The organism is Caloramator sp. CAR-1, from assembly GCF_030546345.1.
GTDB classification, from domain to species: Bacteria; Bacillota; Clostridia; order Clostridiales; family Caloramatoraceae; genus Caloramator; species Caloramator australicus.
In genome coordinates this window covers 1-18,769 of sequence record NZ_JAUONW010000037.1, presented here as the reverse complement: position 1 = coordinate 18,769, position 18,769 = coordinate 1, and the positions used below count along the sequence as shown (strand labels likewise).

20 protein-coding genes are annotated in these 18,769 nt (G+C 33.3%); 1 reads left to right on the top strand and 19 read right to left on the bottom strand.

All coding sequences use genetic code 11. The features are described 5' to 3' along the window. Positions 1 to 9: 9 nt before the first annotated feature. The 19 genes from Q3V94_RS09790 to nuoE form a co-directional block, all read right to left on the bottom strand. Entirely contained in the window at positions 10 to 693 is a 684-nt protein-coding gene (locus Q3V94_RS09790; RefSeq protein WP_303527262.1) for a TIGR03936 family radical SAM-associated protein, read from the bottom strand. Beyond that, the gene (locus tag Q3V94_RS09785) at positions 659 to 2,527 is read right to left on the bottom strand and encodes a TIGR03960 family B12-binding radical SAM protein (protein ID WP_303527259.1); all 1,869 of its coding nucleotides are present in this window, start codon (positions 2,525 to 2,527) and stop codon (positions 659 to 661) included. Before Q3V94_RS09785 ends, Q3V94_RS09790 begins: the two co-directional genes overlap by 35 nt. A 95-nt stretch (positions 2,528 to 2,622) precedes the next feature. Beyond that, entirely contained in the window at positions 2,623 to 3,276 is a 654-nt protein-coding gene (locus Q3V94_RS09780) for a murein hydrolase activator EnvC (RefSeq protein WP_303527257.1), read from the bottom strand. Between the two features lie 60 nt (positions 3,277 to 3,336). After that, complete coding sequence (gene rodA / locus Q3V94_RS09775) at positions 3,337 to 4,455, bottom strand: rod shape-determining protein RodA (protein ID WP_303527255.1); 1,119 nt, start codon at positions 4,453 to 4,455, stop codon at positions 3,337 to 3,339. A 101-nt stretch (positions 4,456 to 4,556) separates the two neighbouring features. Continuing rightward, positions 4,557 to 4,829 (bottom strand): cell division topological specificity factor MinE, encoded by a 273-nt coding sequence (gene minE / locus Q3V94_RS09770; protein ID WP_008907590.1) that lies wholly within the window; start codon positions 4,827 to 4,829, stop codon positions 4,557 to 4,559. A gap of 10 nt (positions 4,830 to 4,839) precedes the next feature. Further along, positions 4,840 to 5,634, bottom strand: coding sequence for a septum site-determining protein MinD (gene minD, locus Q3V94_RS09765; protein WP_008907589.1), 795 nt, complete (start codon positions 5,632 to 5,634; stop codon positions 4,840 to 4,842). 15 nt (positions 5,635 to 5,649) lie between these two features. Further along, on the bottom strand, positions 5,650 to 6,264 hold the full coding sequence (gene minC, locus Q3V94_RS09760; RefSeq protein ID WP_303527253.1) for a septum site-determining protein MinC: 615 nt from the start codon (positions 6,262 to 6,264) through the stop codon (positions 5,650 to 5,652). Positions 6,265 to 6,428: 164 nt separating this feature from the next. Next, positions 6,429 to 8,867: a penicillin-binding transpeptidase domain-containing protein gene (locus Q3V94_RS09755; RefSeq protein WP_303527252.1), complete on the bottom strand. Its 2,439-nt coding sequence runs from the start codon at positions 8,865 to 8,867 to the stop codon at positions 6,429 to 6,431. 14 nt (positions 8,868 to 8,881) lie between these two features. After that, entirely contained in the window at positions 8,882 to 9,388 is a 507-nt protein-coding gene (gene mreD / locus Q3V94_RS09750) for a rod shape-determining protein MreD (RefSeq protein ID WP_303527249.1), read from the bottom strand. 14 nt (positions 9,389 to 9,402) lie between these two features. Further along, positions 9,403 to 10,236, bottom strand: a complete 834-nt coding sequence (gene mreC, locus Q3V94_RS09745) for a rod shape-determining protein MreC (RefSeq protein WP_303527246.1) — start codon at positions 10,234 to 10,236, stop codon at positions 9,403 to 9,405. A 14-nt stretch (positions 10,237 to 10,250) separates the two neighbouring features. Then, positions 10,251 to 11,285: a rod shape-determining protein gene (locus Q3V94_RS09740; protein ID WP_303527243.1), complete on the bottom strand. Its 1,035-nt coding sequence runs from the start codon at positions 11,283 to 11,285 to the stop codon at positions 10,251 to 10,253. Between the two features lie 16 nt (positions 11,286 to 11,301). Next, on the bottom strand, positions 11,302 to 11,991 hold the full coding sequence (radC, locus tag Q3V94_RS09735; protein WP_303527240.1) for a DNA repair protein RadC: 690 nt from the start codon (positions 11,989 to 11,991) through the stop codon (positions 11,302 to 11,304). Continuing rightward, positions 11,975 to 12,571, bottom strand: a complete 597-nt coding sequence (locus Q3V94_RS09730) for a nucleoside triphosphate pyrophosphatase (protein WP_303527237.1) — start codon at positions 12,569 to 12,571, stop codon at positions 11,975 to 11,977. Before Q3V94_RS09730 ends, radC begins: the two co-directional genes overlap by 17 nt. A gap of 8 nt (positions 12,572 to 12,579) precedes the next feature. Continuing rightward, positions 12,580 to 12,843, bottom strand: a complete 264-nt coding sequence (locus tag Q3V94_RS09725) for a DUF4321 domain-containing protein (RefSeq protein ID WP_008907581.1) — start codon at positions 12,841 to 12,843, stop codon at positions 12,580 to 12,582. 144 nt (positions 12,844 to 12,987) lie between these two features. Continuing rightward, positions 12,988 to 14,721: an NADH-dependent [FeFe] hydrogenase, group A6 gene (locus Q3V94_RS09720; RefSeq protein WP_303527233.1), complete on the bottom strand. Its 1,734-nt coding sequence runs from the start codon at positions 14,719 to 14,721 to the stop codon at positions 12,988 to 12,990. A 17-nt stretch (positions 14,722 to 14,738) separates the two neighbouring features. After that, positions 14,739 to 16,532, bottom strand: a complete 1,794-nt coding sequence (nuoF, locus tag Q3V94_RS09715; protein WP_303527231.1) for an NADH-quinone oxidoreductase subunit NuoF — start codon at positions 16,530 to 16,532, stop codon at positions 14,739 to 14,741. A 14-nt stretch (positions 16,533 to 16,546) separates the two neighbouring features. Further along, on the bottom strand, positions 16,547 to 16,948 hold the full coding sequence (locus Q3V94_RS09710) for a ferredoxin (RefSeq protein ID WP_303527230.1): 402 nt from the start codon (positions 16,946 to 16,948) through the stop codon (positions 16,547 to 16,549). Between the two features lies 1 nt (position 16,949). After that, complete coding sequence (locus Q3V94_RS09705; protein WP_303527227.1) at positions 16,950 to 17,495, bottom strand: sensor histidine kinase; 546 nt, start codon at positions 17,493 to 17,495, stop codon at positions 16,950 to 16,952. An 11-nt stretch (positions 17,496 to 17,506) separates the two neighbouring features. After that, complete coding sequence (nuoE, locus tag Q3V94_RS09700) at positions 17,507 to 18,004, bottom strand: NADH-quinone oxidoreductase subunit NuoE (RefSeq protein ID WP_303527225.1); 498 nt, start codon at positions 18,002 to 18,004, stop codon at positions 17,507 to 17,509. 476 nt (positions 18,005 to 18,480) lie between these two features. Here nuoE and Q3V94_RS09695 point away from each other — a divergent pair. Then, the coding region (locus Q3V94_RS09695; protein WP_368506515.1) for a hypothetical protein at positions 18,481 to 18,769 on the top strand (289 nt) is incomplete at its 3' end.

Below are 18,769 nucleotides of genomic sequence, written 5' to 3'. Positions count from 1 at the left end.
CAAACACCTCTATGGTAGTCTAAAAAATTTATCTAATGCTATAAAATCGTTTGTCTTTGCATAAAGCTCTAATCTTGTTATTTCAAAAATTGAAAAGTCAACTCCATAATCCCTTAATACTTCAATAAGCATCTCAGGATTTAAACTTCCTTTATTGCTATTTTGAACTAACACCTTCAAGTTACTTATTTTTTCGTTATTCTCTAAAGAAATTTCATAGATCATCGGTCTTATATTTATTTCCTTTTCTCCTGATTTTGTCCTTTTTATTCTTAATATATACTTTTCATTTTTTACTTTTTCGATAACACCACCTAACTTATAAAAGTTACATGCTAGCTGTATTTGATAACTTGCAGCTTCTACCACACTCATAGCTGAAGGCTTTTTTGATTTTATCTTTATGCAATCAGTAATATATAGGCCTTTAGGAAGGCATTGATTTAAACTATCCCTAATAACTTCCTCATCAAAATCCCCCTCAAGCTCAATATCTGCATATTCACCTAAACTACCAATCCCTACTGATAAAGGAGAAGCAATCGATATTGAAGGATGTGGGTTAAAACCCTTAGAATAAACTATTGGAAGCTTAGCCCTTTTAATAGCCCTGTGTAAAGTCCTTAAAGTATCTAAATGGGAAAGAAACTTTACTAAATCAGTCTTTTGAAACTTTATTAAATATCGCACCATTAAAACAAGCACCACCTTCAAGATATTTTGTTATACCACAGGCTGTGCAACCTAACCTACAATCTTTAGTTAATATACACTCCATTGCCTTTTGGTATTCCTTTATTAAATACTCCTTGCTTACACCTGCATCTATAAAATCCCATGGAAGAATTTCATCAAGTGCTCTTTTCCTATAAGCATAAAATTCAGGATCAATGCCACACTCTTTAAATGCCTCCATCCATTTGTCGAATTTAAAGTATTCCTGCCAGCCATCGAATTTACATCCCTTTTCCCAAGCCTTTATTAGGACCTTTGTTAATCTTCTATCTCCCCTTGAAAATACCGCTTCAAGAAAGCTTATATAGGATTCATGATAGTTATAATTTATAAATTTGCTTTTTATTTTTCCCTTTAAGAATCTTTGTTTTTCCTGTAAAGTTTCAATTCTGTCCTGAGGTTCCCACTGGAAGGGAGTAAAGGGTTTTGGAACAAAGGAGGATGTGCTGACGGTTACGCTTAACCCCTTTGTCCTTTTTTCCTTAGGCAACGAAAAATATGCATCAACCACTTTTTGGGCTAAATGGGCAATGCCTTCAACATCCTCCATGGTTTCAAAGGGAAGTCCTATCATAAAATAAAGTTTTATTGTATTCCATCCCGACTGAAAGGCCGAAGTTACGGAATTTATTAAATCCTCCTCAGTAACGCCTTTATTTATAATGTCCCTCATCCTTTGTGAACCTGCTTCAGGGGCAAAGGTTAGTCCTGTTTTCCTAACTTTTTGAATTTCGTTTATTAAATTAACCGAAAAAGCATCTATTCTCAATGAAGGTAGTGAAATACCTACCTTATCCTTTTCATATCTTGATATTAAGCTCATTACTAAATTTTGAATATCAGAATAGTCACAGATACTTAAGGATGTTAGCGATATTTCATCATAACCTGTATTATTTACAAGTTTTTCAGCCATTTCTAATAGTTTGTTTGCAGTTCTTTCCCTAACAGGCCTATATATCATGCCTGCTTGACAGAACCTGCATCCCCTTGTGCAGCCTCTAAAGGTTTCAAGCATTATTCTATCATGGACTATTTCGGTTAATGGAACAATAAAGGCCTCTGGATAATAAGATTTATTAAGATCCTTTATAATTCTTTTTTTAATTACCTTTGGATATTCCTCCTTCTTAGGAATCATTCTTTTTATAGTTCCGTCTTCATTGTATTCTATATCGTAAAACTGAGGAACATATACTCCTTGGATCTTTGTTATTTCTTCTAAAAATTCTATTCTTTTGCCTCTTCTTTCCTTCCACTTTACATATATATCAATAACCTCTATTAATGCCTCTTCTGCTTCGCCTATTATAAAGAAATCAGCAACATCTGCTAAAGGTTCAGGATTAAAGGCACTAGGACCGCCAAAAACTACAAAAGGACCCGATTCCCTATCTTTTGAAAGGAAGGGAATGCCTGCAAGATCAAGCATGTTTATTATATTTGTATAACTCATTTCATACTGCAAAGTAAAACCAACAAAATCAAAATCTTTTATAGGATCTTTAGTTTCTAAGGCATAAAGAGGAATATCATTCTTTCTCATCTCATCCTCCATATCCACCCATGGAGCAAAAACCCTCTCACAATATGTATCTTTCCTTTCATTTAATAGATGATATAATATTTTAATCCCAAGATGCGACATCCCAACTTCATAAACATCAGGAAAACACATAGCAAATCTAACCTTAACGGTTGTCGGATCTTTAACTGCCATATTTATTTCATTTCCTATATACCTAGCAGGCTTTTGAACTCTCCTTAATATATCTTCAGGTATTTTTACCATATAAATTCCTCCCAAAGCAGCTTAATATTAACATATCATATAATAACAAAGTATTCTAAAATAAGCAATAAAAATATATAACCGCCAATTGGCGGTTAATATTGCTTTATGTATTTTAATGGATCAACAGAAGTATTATTGAATTGCAGTTCAAAGTATAATGCATACTTTTTTGTTTTCGGAATCAAACCGTTAACTCCAACTACCATTCCTTTTTTTACTGTCTCCCCTTCAGTTAATCTTATTTCATCTAAGTAACCGAATATAGATTTATAACCATTCTTATGATCTATAGTGATTAAAAGCCCATATTCATCATTTGCCTCTATTTTTTCTACAACTCCATCAAAAATTGCCTTAACATCTTTTGAAGTTTCCGTTTCATAAATAATGCCTTTTGAAATATTATCTTCATTTATTTTTTCACCAAACTTTAAAACTATTTTCCCTTCAATTGGAACCTGATCGATAATAAATTCCTGCTGTTTGAAAACCTTAATCGAGCCTAAGTTAAATGAGCTTAGTTTATTCATTGCAAAGCTTTTTATTTGCTGTGTGTAGTCCTTGTAAAAGGCATTTTTAATTCCTTCATTCATCCAAAGGGCTGTATTTGTCTTTACAGCCTTTAATACTATAAAAAAAATTAATATTATAAGAACTATCGATAAATTATTTATTAACTTGCTTAAAAAATCGCTTGATTTTTTATTTCTATTTCTAATGTGATTATAATAATTTTGTGAATACAATATAATCACCCCCTTAACATTATATGAATTAAATTATTCCTATATGTTAAGGGGGAAATTTTAAAAGTTTATTTTTTGTTTTCTCATTCCGACGTTAACAATAAGTGCTATTGATATGACGTTAGTAAGAAGTGAACTACCGCCATAACTCATAAATGGAAGAGGTATCCCTGTTATTGGCATAAGTCCTATATCCATACCTATGTTTTGCAATATTTGAAATACAAACATAGATAAAATTCCGATAACCAAGAACCTTCCAAATCTATCCTTAGAATTTTTAGCTATATATAATCCCTTCAAGGAAATATTCAAATAAGCAAGTAATAATAAAAGAACGCCAATGAACCCAAATTTCTCAGCAAAAACGCAAAATATAAAATCTGTATGTGCTTCGGGAATAAACTTTCCATCGGTTAAACCAGAGTTGAAAAGCCCAATTCCAAAAAACTTCCCTGAACCTACTGCTATTTTAGCCAGATAAGCATTATAGCCTGCACCAAGTTTGTCCATTTCTGGTTTTAGAAAAACTAAAATTCTGTTTTTTTGGTATTCCTTTAAAATATTAAGCTTCCAAACAGCTATAAATGAAGTTAATCCAGCAATTGCAGTCCAATAAATAAATCTAAGGTCAAGCCCCGCCACAAAAATCATGCCTAAGATAGTCATTGCAAATATTAAATTGGTTCCTGTATCCGGCTGAAGTTGTATAAGGGCCATAGGAATTAATGCTATTATGGCTATCTTTGATAAATTTTTAAAGGTATTGATGTTTTCAATATCCTCTAAAACCTTTGCTATTGTTATTATAGTCGCTAATTTAGCAAACTCCGAAGGCTGAATACCTAATGGTCCTACCCCTAGCCATGCCTTTGCGTTATTTCTTACACTTCCAAATAATAGAACTGCTATTAATAAGATAATTGAGATGGAATAAAGTATCTTATAATATCCACCAATTATATTATAATCAATAAATATAATTAGAAAAAATATTGCCATAGAGATTATAAAGAATAAGGATTGAAAAATTAGCCTCTGCAAGTTTCCCTGGCTAAAGGCTAAAGTTGCTGCTCCTATCGATATTATGCCAGATGCAATTATAAATATCATGCTAAAAATAATAGAATAATCTATATTTTTCATAATTTTCTTATCAACGCTTAATTTTGTTAGCATAACAACACTCCTTATATATAGGCTCTTTTACTAAATAATTATATTAAAAATCATAACCCTTTACAAGGTAAATATATATTTCTTGTAAAGGGTTATGATTTTTATTTTGCGGTATCCTTCATTTTTCTAATTGGAATATTTGCAATTAAAGCTGGAGTGCTGATTCCTTCTTCACCTGCTTTAGTTAATTTTATTTCTAAACCTCTCTCATCTATTTCAGCATAATCGGATATCACTCTAATTATATCGCTTTTTAGCATTTCAAGAAAAGTGGGAGAAACATTTGCCCTATCATGTATCAATATTAATTTAAGCCTTTCCTTAGCTACATCCTTTGACGGAGGCTCTTTGCTGAATAATTTTAAAAAATCCATAACACCCCTCCTATCTTCTAAATAGCTTTTTGAATATTGAGAAGAATCCGGATTCTTCGTTATCTAATTCCATAAATGGCACTTCTTCACCTAAAAGCCTTCTTGCTATATTTTTATAAGCTTGTCCTGCTTTAGATGCCGGATCAGTTACAGCTGGCTCTCCCCTGTTTGTTGAAATGACTATCTTTTCATCATCAGGAACGATTCCTAATAGCTTAATCGCTAAAATATCAGTCATATCATCAATATTTAGCATCTCTCCCTTTTTCGTCATTTCAAATTTAATCCTGTTTATTATAAGCTGATGGTCCTCTAAGCCCTTTGCTTCAAGCTTTCCTATTATCCTATCTGCATCCCTTACTGCTGATACTTCAGGGGTTGTAACCACTATTGCTCTGTCGGCTCCTGCTACAGCATTTTCAAAACCGTGTTCTATACCTGCAGGGCAGTCTATAATAACATAGTCAAACTCGTTTTTTAGATTTTCAACAAGTTCCTGCATTTGCTCAGGCGTAACTGCTGTCTTGTCCTTTGTTTGTGCTGTCGGAAGCAAGAATAAATTATCGAGCCTCTTATCTTTTATAAGAGCTTGTTTTAATTTGCAGGTTCCCTCAACTACATCTACAAGGTTATAAACAATCCTATTTTCCAAACCTAAATGTAAATCAAGATTTCTAAGACCAGTATCAGCATCCACAACTACAACCTTCTTCCCAAGCATTGCAAGGGCTGTTCCTATATTTGCTGTAGTTGTGGTTTTTCCTACTCCACCCTTTCCAGATGTTACTACTATCGATGTTCCCATTAAAATCCCTCCACTTTAGATTAGTTTATTAGGTAAATATGGTTCTATAGAAATAAATTTTCCTTTAATTTTTGCCACCTCTGGAATCTTAGGTTTATTCATCTTATCATCCGGCGATCTTGATATCACATCAGCAATCCTAATCTGTTCCGGCTGTAATTCATAAGCCGCTATAAAGGCCTTATAATTTCCATCTGCCCCTGCATGGACAATACCTCTTACAACTCCAAGAACTATTATGTTCCCAGTTGCTACAACTTCAGCCCCTGAATTTACGTCGCCTATAATGACGATGTTGCCATCATAGAAGATTCTTTGTCCTGATCTTATTGTTCTTTTATATATTTTTGTTATCGCTTCATTTAAATCTTGACCTTTTTTAGGTGTATTGGTCTTTTTATCCTCAAAAATCAAGTTTATGTTAAATTCCTTTAATAACTCATCCTTCAAGCTATGTAGGAATTCCTCTGAAAGCTCATAGTCACTTTTAAGATACATCCTACTTCCATAAAAAAAGTCCTTGCCCTGACATAATTTCTCAAAGATATCCTTTTTAATTTCGTTAGGTTCTTTTCCTAAAACATAAACAACAATACCATTTCTATTGCCTTTGAAAACTACAGAACCCATTCCTAACCTCCACTTTCTATTTAATATAATTCTTCACAAAAAGCTTAAATCCTTCATAATTTCAAATTATTTTTTCGTTTAATTATTATTTTATCATACAAAAGAAACTAAAAAAATACATAAAGTGAACAAAAGCTGTCGTTTTCGCAAAACGACAGCCAAACTTAATTATTTCTATTGAGCTGATTATTCGAACTACTATTTGTATTATTTGTGGAATTAGTTGCAGGTTTATTGAGCCCAAAATATTGTTCATATATTGCCCTTGCAACAGGTGCAGCATAGCTTCCGTGTCCTGCATTGTAAATTACAACAACAACCGCAATTTCTGGATTATCATAGGGAGCAAATCCAATATACCAGCCATAGGCAGCACGCCCTTTGAGCTTTAATGAATCATCTACCGAAGCACTTCCTGTTTTCCCACCTGTTGGAATAGGGAAATTTCTAAATGTTGAAGAAGCTGTTCCACCCTCTTCTGTAACCTTCCTCATACCTTCCTTAACAGCTTCAACATATTTAGGATTTAAGTTTAATTTTTGCAAAACTTCAGGATTATTTTCATATTTAACCGTCCCATCAGGGTTTAATACCTTTTTTACAAGGTGCAGTTTATATCTTGTTCCTCCATTTACCAAAGTAGAAACATAGCTTGCCATCTGAAGGGGAGTTAAATCCGTATAACCTTGACCAATCGAAGCATTTAAAATCTGATAAAATTTATTTGCATCAGTATGAAGAATATTTAATTCACTTTTTATAAATTTTTTAGCCTTTTCATCAAATATTCCAATTGAATCAAGTAAATTTTCATCATACTGGCCCGATATTAGCATATTTCTTAATGCCCTATATCCAGGCGTTCCACTATCGATTGTGTAAATTTTGTATTTATTTTTTAGTGTTTCTTTTATAACATACATAGTATAATCAACATTGCTTCTCACTATTTTTTGAGGGTTTGCAACTTCACCTGGATTTTCTTGTATCTCAATTCCCGTTTTAGGCATCTCTCCTGTTTTAGGGTCTCTAATAAGTCCAAATTTATATGCCCATTCGTTAAATTTTTCCCTCCCTAATCTTTTTCCTACTTCAAAGAAAAAGTAGTTGCAGGAAACCTGTATAGCCTTTGCAACATCTACAGGACCGTGAGTCCTTCTTTTTTCATTCCATATCCAGCAGGCACGATGAAATCCTGGTAATCCATCATATACCCCTTTGTCAACTATTATTGTGTCTGGACTTATCACGCCCTCCTGCAATCCTGCAATAGCAACCAATGGTTTAAATGTTGATCCTGGTGGTGCAGTCCCATAAGTTGCATAATTAAATGTAGGAAGAGGAACTAAACCAAAATCTCGACCCTGTGGCCACAGATACTCTACAAGCTCCTTTGGTGGTGACCCTTTTTCTGCAAACAAGTTTGGATCAAATCCTGGCCTACTTGCTAAAGCTAAAATTTCTCCAGTTTTTACATCAACGACAACTGCAGCGCCAATGTTTGCGTTAGGATATGGTTCATCAGTTGGAATTTTTCTTGTTCTAATATTTTCCATAGTTTCATCAAGGGCCTTTTCGGCAACCTTTTGTAATTCAACATCAATGGTCGTTACAACTGAATCCCCAGGTATTGAATCAAGTCTTGCTGTTTCGTGCAGTATCCTTCCAAATTTATCTACATCAACTTCAATACCTCCTGGCTCTCCCCTTAGTGCTATATTTAACTCCTTATTATTTTCTAATGCTTTTTCAAGTCCCTGCTTTCCTATCAATTCCCTGCTTATATCATAGCCTAAGCTTGAATAGTAGTCCTTTTCCTCCTCACTAATTTTACCTAAATATCCTAAAAAGGCTGAACCAACTTCACCATATGGATATTTTCTTATTGGTGATATTTCTGTAAAAATCCCTGGCAAATTGTTTCTTTTATATTCAACAGCAAGGGCTGTTTTTTTGCTAACGTTTTTTGCAACATATATTGCCCTATATTGTGAAAATATCGACTCTTGAATAGAATGCCTGAAGGCGATTAACTTCAAAGCTTCGTCAATTGTCATATTATATTTAAAGATAAATTTATTATTGTTATATGAATCTAACAGGCCAAACTTATTTGCTAATTCTATAAAACTTTCCTTTGCATTTAAGCCCTCATCAAGTTTATAAAATTCTTTAAATTTTACTTCTCTTTTTTTATTTATCTCCTTCTCTGATGAGCCAAAATCAAATTTAAAGATACCATTTTCATACACTATAGGAAAATTTGGTGTATTTATCTTTTGTTCGTCACCATTTTTAATTATTAATCTAATCGTGTCTAATAAAACCTTATTAATTTCATCATTATCTGCCTTTGACTTGACGTTATTATAAGTTATGTTAAAACTTTGAACATTCGTTGCAAGTTTATTGCCATTTCTATCTAAAATCTCTCCCCTTGGTGCAATTTCATTTATAAACTTTCTTCCCTTTTCTTCTGCAAGTGTTCTATAATATTCGCCGTTAACGACTTGTAGATAGAATACTCTTGATATCAATGTAATGAAAACAAAATAAATAATATATTTAAAGGCAGCAATTCTTGCTGCTTCATTTTTTTTCATATTATCACCCTATTCTAAAACTTCCATTCTTTTTGTAAAAAAGCAATATTAACTATCTTTTTTAAAAAGCTAAATAGTAAAATAGCAAAAATTGTGTTAGAAATCAGCTCAAAAGGAACTACATCTTTAATTATCTTTATAAAGTCAATTTTTATTGATGCAATATAATAACTCCCAAATATAATCAAATATTTCAATATAACCGCCAAGACGTTTAATAATATTAGTATTAATGTTCTTTCTTTATAAATCTTTTTTTGGACTAATGCAAACAAATACGATATAGATATATATATAATCGAATTAACTCCAAAAACATAGGGTGAAAAGCTATCAACAATTAGTCCTGTTACTAATGCAACAATAAAGGATTCAACCTCATCTAATAGCAAAGATGAGCAAGCAATAAAAGCTAGAGTAGCATCAAGGGCCAAAAAGTTTATTTTCAGCCCTGATAAAAAGGATTGCTGCAATATTAAAATAAAAATTGAAATTAAAATAAAAGTTAAAGCTCTTTTCACTTTATTCTTCTCCCCTACTTAATAATAACCATAACTTTTTCTAATTTTTTAAAATCTACTTCTGGTTTTATATAGGCAACTTTTGTAAGATTTGGCTTTTCCTCTTCAATTGATGTTATTTTCCCTATTAAAATATTGTCTTGAATGATACTATCTCCTTCAGAAATAATATTGGTAGTTACAACTAAATCTCCTTCCTTTGCCTTAGTATCATAGGGAAGCATACTGATTTTGCATTGTTTGTCTTTGTTGATTGATTTTATACCTGTAAGAAGACCAATATCCTCAGTAGAAGAAACTTTAGCAGGAATATTAGCCATTTCATCCAAAATAGTCATTACCTTGGAATTATTTTGATTAACTTCTATTACTTGTCCAACAAAACCGTTTCCTGCAATAACATATTGACCCTTTTTTACACCATCGTTACTTCCTACATCAATCAATAAAATATCAAACCATTCCCCACCAACTTTTGCTATAACATTTGCTCCTAATAATTTAATATTTCTATTGGAATTTTTAAAATTAAGTAGCTTGTTAAGCTCTTCGTTTTCCTTTTTAAACTTTTCAAAGTCTACTAATTTAAGCCTTAGCTCCTCTACTTCCTTTTTTAATTCATCGTTTTCTTTTTTTAAACTGGCAAGAGAGGATACAAACTGAAAAATATTACTTATTCTTTGCCCTGCTACATATAAAGTTTTCTGAAGGGGTCTAAACCCCATTGTTAATATATTTTGAACTATGCCAGTATTTCCTTTATTACCAGCGGTTATTCCTATAAATATCGTAAATGCAAGACAAAGAACAAGCACTATTGTAAGTAGCTTGTTCTTTAAAAAGTCCATAATTATCCCTCTTTCTATTTTGATTTGGAAAGTCCAAATCCTTTAGTTCCAGAAAGTTTATCGATATATTCTAATGCCTTACCAGCTCCTATGGCCACGCAATCTAATGGATTTTCAGCAACATGAACTGGAATATGTGTTTCACTATTAATTAATTTATCAAGTCCTCTTAATAAGGCTCCTCCACCTGTTAGCATAATTCCTTTATCCATAATATCAGCTGCAAGTTCGGGTGGAGTTTTTTCTAATGTAAATTTTATAGCATCAACTATTGCTGTAACAGGCTCCTTTATTGCCTCTCTTATTTCTGATGAAGTAATTGTTATAACCTTTGGTAGACCTGAAACTAAATCTCTTCCCTTTATATCCATAGTCATTTCTTCATCTTCTGGGAAGGCTGAACCAATTTGAATCTTTATTTGTTCGGCTGTTCTTTCTCCAATCATTAAATTATATTCCTTCTTTATATAATTAACAATTGACTGGTCAAGTTCATCTCCAGCAATTCTTAGAGATTTACTTGTTACAATGCCATCCAATGAAATAACAGCAACCTCTGTTGTTCCACCACCAATATCTACAACCATACTTCCCGTAGGTTCATTTACAGGTAGTCCTGCACCAATTGCTGCTGCCATTGGTTCCTCTAATAAATGAACCTCCCTTGCTCCTGCTTGTTTAGTTGCTTCTTCTATTGCCCTTTTTTCAACTTCTGTTACACCTGATGGATAGCATACAACAATTCTTGGTCTTACAAAGGCACCTCCATTAGTAACCTTTTGTATAAACTTTTTTAGCATTGTCTGTGTAACGTCAAAATCAGCAATAACCCCATCCTTTAATGGTCTAATTGCCACAATATTTCCAGGTGTTCTTCCTATCATTTCTTTTGCTTCATCGCCAACTGCTAATACTTGTCTTGAATTGTCGTTTCTAATAGCAACTACTGAAGGCTCCCTTAATATAATACCCTTTCCTTTTACATATATCAATGTGTTTGCTGTTCCTAAATCGATACCCATATCCTTTGAAAATCCAAATAATGCCATGTCATATACTCCTTTCCTAGAATAAATTTTTTTCCTTTAAACTAATATAGCAGCCATCTCCAATAATAATATGATCAAGCAGTTCTATCCCAACTAATTTGCCAACTTCGAATAACCTCTTAGTTATATTTATATCCTCCATGCTTGGCTCAGGATCACCTGATGGATGATTATGACATATAATTATGGAAGAACTGCTCCTTCTTATAGCCTCACTAAACACCTCACGAGGATGAACTATAGAAGAATTAAGACTTCCTATTGAAATGTCCTTTATATCAATAACAATATTTTTAGTGTTTAGAAAAATAACTCTTAAAAATTCCTTTTTTAAATACCTCATGTCTTCTCCTATTAAGTTAAATACATCCTTTGGAGAAGTAATTTTGATTTTGTTTGAATTTCTCAAACCTCTTAACCTTTTACCTAATTCAATGGCAGCTTTGATTTGTGCAGCCTTTGCTAAGCCTACGCCCTTAATACTACTTAATTCTTCAATAGTGCAATTAGATAAAAAGTCAAGACCATTTTTTGAAATTATGTTTTGTGCTAAATTTATTGCACTAAAATCCTTTGTCCCTGTTCTTAACAATATTGCCAAAAGTTCAGCATTTGATAAAGATTCTGGACCAAATTTTATAAGTCTTTCCCTTGGTCTTTCATCGTGGGGGATATCCCTGATTCTAAAATTACTCAAAAGAAACACTCCCTTTTAACAAATTAACCCCCACTTCCCTTAAAAGTTGATCTAGTTTAAATATTGGTAAACCAACAACGTTAAAAAAACATCCATTTATTGACTTGACAAACAAGCTACCAATGCCTTGAATGGCATATGCCCCTGCTTTATCAAAGGGTTCTTTTGTATTTATATAATCCAAAATCTCTTGTTCTGTTAATTCCTTAAAAACCACTTCTGTTTTCTCAAAGTCGCATTTTAAAATTTCCTTACCTAAATCGTATACACAAATAGCTGTTACAACTTCATGGGTGCTGCCACTTAATACCTTTAACATTTTAATTGCATCTTCTTCATCTTTAGGCTTTCCAAAAACTTTACCATCCTTAGTAACAATGGTATCAGCTGAAATTATTATAAAATCTCTATTAATATTTTTAGCAACATCAAGAGCTTTACCCTTTGCCATATCTATTGCTAATGATATAGGATCCATTTCGAAAATTTTTTCTTCAAAACTTGAAGGGACAATATCAAAATCTATATTGAATTTACGAAGCAATTCAATTCTTCTTGGGGATGATGAAGCAAGAAGGATTCTTTTCATATCATCACCTACATTTTTTTATAAAGGAAAAAGCCCAAAATCATTCCTACAATAGTAAGTATATTAACTTTAAAAGATAAAGCAAAGGTCAATGTAAAAATCTTTAAATCCAAAAATATTGGTTTATTAAGCCCTAAGAAATAACTTTTTTGTAAAATAGAAAGTTGATTAAGGGATGAACCAATTATCTCTCCAAGCATTGTCCCTGCAAGGCCAAATATTAAAAGCAGTATTATTAGATAACCTATTCCCCTATAATTATACTTACCCATATTGACTACCCCTTTAATAATTTTTAAACATTTTATTAATTTTTAAACATACTTATCAAATTCTCTTTTATAGTTTAGCATTAATTATGAATAAAAACAAGTATCAATAAAGCGTGCAAGACATCTTGCACGCTTTATATTAAATTAATACTTTTCTCTTTTTACATAGTGTGTATGCAACAACTCATGGCTCTTATGGCTATTTGGCTCACCTAAGAACTCTTCGTAAAGTCTTATTACATATGGATTTTTATGGGATTTTCTGATTTGTAAGTGTCTATCTTCTTCGTATATAGCCTTTGCTCTTTCTACTCTCACATCAACTTTTTCCCTTGTTTTTGCATCAACTATAGGCTGACCGCCACCTGTTACACATCCACCTGGACAAGCCATTACTTCTATAAAGTCATAATGCTTTTCTCCACTTTTTACCATTTCCAATACTCTTCTTGCATTAGCAAGTCCATGTGCAATTGCTGCCTTAACTACCTTTCCGTTTAATTCAATTTCAGCTTCTTTAATTCCTTCTACTCCTCTTACTGCTGTAATTTCGATATTTTCAAGTTCCTTTCCAGTAACTATTTCATATATAGTTCTTAATGCAGCTTCTGTAACTCCTCCAGTAGCCCCAAAAATTACACCGGCACCAGTTGATTCTCCAAATGGATTATCAAATTCTTCATCAGGAAGGTTTACAAAGTCAATACCTGCTTCCTTTATCATTTGTGCTAATTCTCTTGTTGTTAATACATAGTCTACGTCTTGTAAGCCGTTATGGGACAATTCTTCTCTTTGTCCTTCAAATTTTTTACCTACACAGGGCATTATGGAAACAGTCACTATATTCTTTGGATCGATTCCCATCTTTTCAGCAAAATAAGTCTTAATTAAAGCTCCTTCCATTTCACTTGGCGACTTGCAGGTTGAAAGATTTTCCGTCATTTCAGGATAATAATGTTCAACAAACTTTACCCATCCAGGGCAGCAGGATGTCATAAGTGGTAACCTTTCGCCTTTATTTAATCTATTTAATAACTCTGTTCCTTCTTCCATGATTGTAACGTCAGCTCCAAAATCTGTATCAAAAACCTTGTCAAAGCCTAATCTTCTTAAAGCTGCCACCATCTTACCAGTTACTCTTGTTCCAATTGGCATGCCAAATTCTTCACCAAGAGCAACTCTAACAGCTGGCGCAGTTTGAACTACAACAAATTTTTCTGGATTAGAAATCGCCTTCCATACTTCTTTTATATTTTCCTTTTCATACAATGCACCGACAGGACATGCCATTATACATTGTCCGCAGTTTATACAAACAGTATCAGCTAACGATTTATTGAAGGCAGGCGAAACCTTTGTTTTAAATCCTCTTCTTGCAAAGTTAATAGCATAGACTGTCTGAACTTCGCTACAAGTTGCAATACATCTACCACAAAGTATGCACTTTTCAGGATCCCTGACAACTGAAGCTGAAGCACTGTCTATATCTTCATGAGTCTTTTCTCCTTCAAATCTTAAATCCCTTATATTTAGCTCCTTTGATACTTTCTGAAGTTCACAGTTTTCACTTCTTATACAAGTTGTGCATTCTCTCTTATGATTTGAAAGGATCAATTCAACAACAGCCTTTCTTGCCTCTCTAACCTTTTGAGTATTTGTTTTAACAACCATGCCATTTTCAGCCTCTAGTGTGCATGAAGCAAGAAGCCTTGGACCAACTTCAACAACACATACTCTACAAGCTCCAAACTTATTAACATCCTTTAAATAGCAAAGTGTAGGTATTTCAATTCCAATCTTTCTTGCAGCTTCAAGGACAGTTGTTCCCTTTGGAACTTCAACTTCAAAGCCATCTATAGTTAATTTAACTAATTCCATCGTCTTCACCCCTTAAATTACTTTTTCACGATTGCCTTGAATGGACATTTTTCCATACATACGCCGCATTTTACACACTTATCTTGGTCTATAACAAATGGTTCCTTTACCTTTCCACTTATTGCGTTTGCTGGACAGTTTCTTGCACAGATGCTGCAGCCCTTACATTTTTCTGCTACTATTTCATACTTCATAAGTGACTTACATACTCCTGCTGGACATCTCTTTTCCTTTACATGTGCTTCATATTCATGTCTAAAGTATTTTAAAGTTGATAATACTGGATTTGGTGCCGTCTGTCCAAGTCCGCAAAGGGCTGTATTCTTTATCTGAATAGATAGTTCTTCTAATTTTTCAAGATCCTCTTCTGTTCCTTTTCCTTCTGTTATCTTTTCAAGTATCTCTAATAATCTTTTTGTTCCTATTCTACATGGAGTGCATTTTCCACAGGATTCATCTTGCGTAAACTCTAAATAGAACCTTGCAACGTCTACCATACAGTTATCTTCGTCCATTACAATCATACCGCCTGATCCCATCATTGAACCTAAAGCTGTTAATGTATCATAATCAATTGGAGTATCTAAATGTTCTGCAGGTATACATCCTCCTGATGGCCCTCCTGTTTGAACTGCCTTAAACTTCTTTCCGTTTGGTATTCCTCCACCTATTTCATATATTATTTCTCTTAATGTTATCCCCATTGGAACTTCTACAAGCCCTGTATTTCTTATCTTTCCACCAAGGGCAAATACCTTCGTTCCCTTGCTCTTTTCTGTTCCTATAGATGCAAACCATTCCGCTCCATTTAAAATGATTGGTGGAATATTTGCATAGGTCTCAACATTGTTTATTACTGTTGGTTTGCCCCATAGTCCTGACTGTGCTGGGAATGGAGGCTTTGGTCTTGGCATTCCTCTTTTTCCTTCTATTGAGTTCATTAGAGCTGTTTCTTCTCCACATACAAAGGCTCCTGCTCCAAGTCTTACCTCTATATCAAAATCAAAGCCTGTCCCAAAAATGTTCTTGCCTAAAACTCCATATTCCCTTGCCTGCTTTATTGCAACTTCAAGTCTTTGCACCGCTATTGGATACTCCGCCCTTACATAAATGTACCCTTGATTTGCTCCTATTGCATATCCTGCTATTGCCATCGCTTCTAATACTGAATGTGGGTCCCCCTCAAGAACAGATCTATCCATAAAGGCACCTGGGTCCCCTTCATCAGCGTTGCATATTACATATTTTTGATCACCCTGTGACTTTGCCGTAAACTCCCACTTAAGTCCTGTTGGGAATCCTCCGCCTCCTCTTCCTCTTAAACCTGACTTCTTAACTACTTCTATAACTTCCTGTGGCGTCATTTCTGTTAAAACCTTCGCTAAAGCCTTGTATCCATCAAAAGCTATGTATTCGTCTATGTTTTCAGGGTCTATTACACCGCAGTTTCTTAAGGCTATTCTGTATTGTTTCTTGTAGAAGTCTACTTCGTTTAATGACTTTATTCTTCCTTCGTCTACTGATTCTGTATATAAAAGTCTTTTTACTACTCTCCCCTTTACAAGGTGTTCCTTTACAATCTCTTCTACATCCTCAACCGTTACTCTGCTGTAGAAAGCTCCCTCTGGATATACTATAACTACTGGGCCTAATTCGCAAAGTCCGAAACATCCAGTCCTTATTATTTCTATTTCATTTTCTATTCCATTTTTCTTTACTTCTCCATGAAACTTTTCCTTTAAATCCATTGAACCTGATGATGTGCAGCCTGTCCCACCACAGATTAATACCTGTGAACGATAAAATGCCATAACTTCCCCTCCAATCATTCATTTTCTGCCTTAAAATCGTTTAGTATCTTACCTTGAACTACATGAAGTGTATATTCCTCTACTACCTTACCGTCCTTAACATGCTCCCTTACTATTCTTCTCGCCTTTTCTGCGTCCATCTTTACATAAGTTACCTTTTCTTCGCCAGGTTTAGACACTTCAACAATGGGCTCTATTTTACAAAGACCTATACATCCTGTTTGAGCAACTGTAACATCTGCTAATCCAAGCTTTTCAACCTCTTCCATAATAGCAAGAAGAACAGGTCTTGCTCCTGCTGCTATTCCGCAGGTTGCCATACCAACTACTATTCTTGTTGTTGTTCTGTCCTTCCTTTGGTTTACTCTATCAAGGGTCCTTTGTCTTATTTCCTCTAATTCCTTTAATGTTTTCATTTTAGGCACCTCCACCTATTTCTTTTAAATTATCTTTTATATATTCCTTTATCCACATCAAAACTTCTGGATGATTTAAGTCATCAAAGCCTAAAATTTTTTTTACTTCCCTCGTATCAATTGAAAATAATTTACCGTTAATATTATGTGTATAAACAAAATCTATTTTAGGATTCAACAAGCAGGATACAATCGTTTCTTCAATTCTACCCATCGGAGGCCTATCAATGTGATCATACTGCATTACAGCAACAACTTCTGTTCCTTTACTTACCTGTGAAGAAACCTTTAAAAACCCATTACAAGCCCTGCATGTTGCCTCAAATAAAGATAAGCCTAAGCCAACTTTTCTTGTTGTCCTTGAAGTTACAAAAGGATCAGTAATAGATTCTAACATATCTTTAGGTATCCCTTTGCCATTGTCTTTTATTTTAACTGTGAGAAGATTATCATTTATATTTTCTTTTATTTCTATTTCAATCAACGTAGCCTCCGCATTAATCGAATTTTCTACTATATCCATAATATGAAGAGAAATTTCCCTCATAAAATCTCCTCTTATTTATACTCCTTTAAGATGTTTGGAATATCTTCTGGGGTTAATCTACCATATACTTTTTCTCCAATAACCATAACTGGAGCAAGGCCACACGCACCAAGACATCTTGTAGCTTCTAATGTAAACTTTCCATCGGCAGTTGTTTTTCCAACTTCAATTCCAAGCTCCTTAGATAGTCTATCGATAAGACCTTGTGCACCTTTAACGTAGCAAGCTGTTCCAAGGCATACTCTAATTATATGTTCACCCTTTGGTTCAAGTGAGAAATATGAATAAAAGGAAGCTACACCATAAATTTCTGACATTGGAACATTTAGCTCCTGTGATACAATCTTTAAAACATCTTCAGGAAGATAACCATAAATGTTTTGAATTTGATGTAATACTGGTATTAGGCCACCTTTAACATCCTTGTATTTTTGGATAACCTCTTTTGCATTTTCTAATCTTTCGTCTACTTGATTTCCACCACAACAGCAGCAATTTTGTTGATTCATAATTTCACTCCCCTTGTTTGATATTTTACTAACATTCTTTATTATGAAATTTGGACTAATGAAAATTTTTTAATATTATAATCTCATTAGCCAAATTACGTAAACACGAGTTAATATCACCTTTTTTGTAGTTTTTTAAAAACAAAAGATATTCATCATAAAATTTTTTAATTCTTTCATCATTTATATTAGATATATTATCAATTGATAATTGTTCTTGTTGTATTTCACCCTTTAATAAGCTTATTTGTTTTATAACAGTTTTTAGTAATTCTGCATATTTCTTATTATTATTCAGAAGTTTCGCAGATTAAAAAATAAATAGGGCGTAGCCCCTTGATATGTAATGGTTTAGATGAATAATAATTGAAATATGTAAATTCCGATTTTTACTGGAAAAAATTTAGGGTTTAAAAATGAAAACATCCTTTCTATAATGAATTTTGCTACAAACCCAATAGAAAGGATGTTTTGAGATGAACAAACGTTATTTAAAACAAATGCTCACCTACTTCTCTAAGGTATACCATCTTGGAGAAAAAATCAAGGGGTTAAAAGATGGAAGAATAAATCCTCAAATTGAAACTTCAACTATTTCATTTATAGTTCTGTTCACATTTATCTGTAGACTTAAAAGTTTTAATAGACTCGAACATTGGTTGGAAAAAGGAAGATTTAAAAATTTATTTCCAAAGAAAACAAGATTGCCCCATATTGACGCCGTTAGGCGTTCCTTAAGTAGTTTTGATATAAACAGTTTGAATG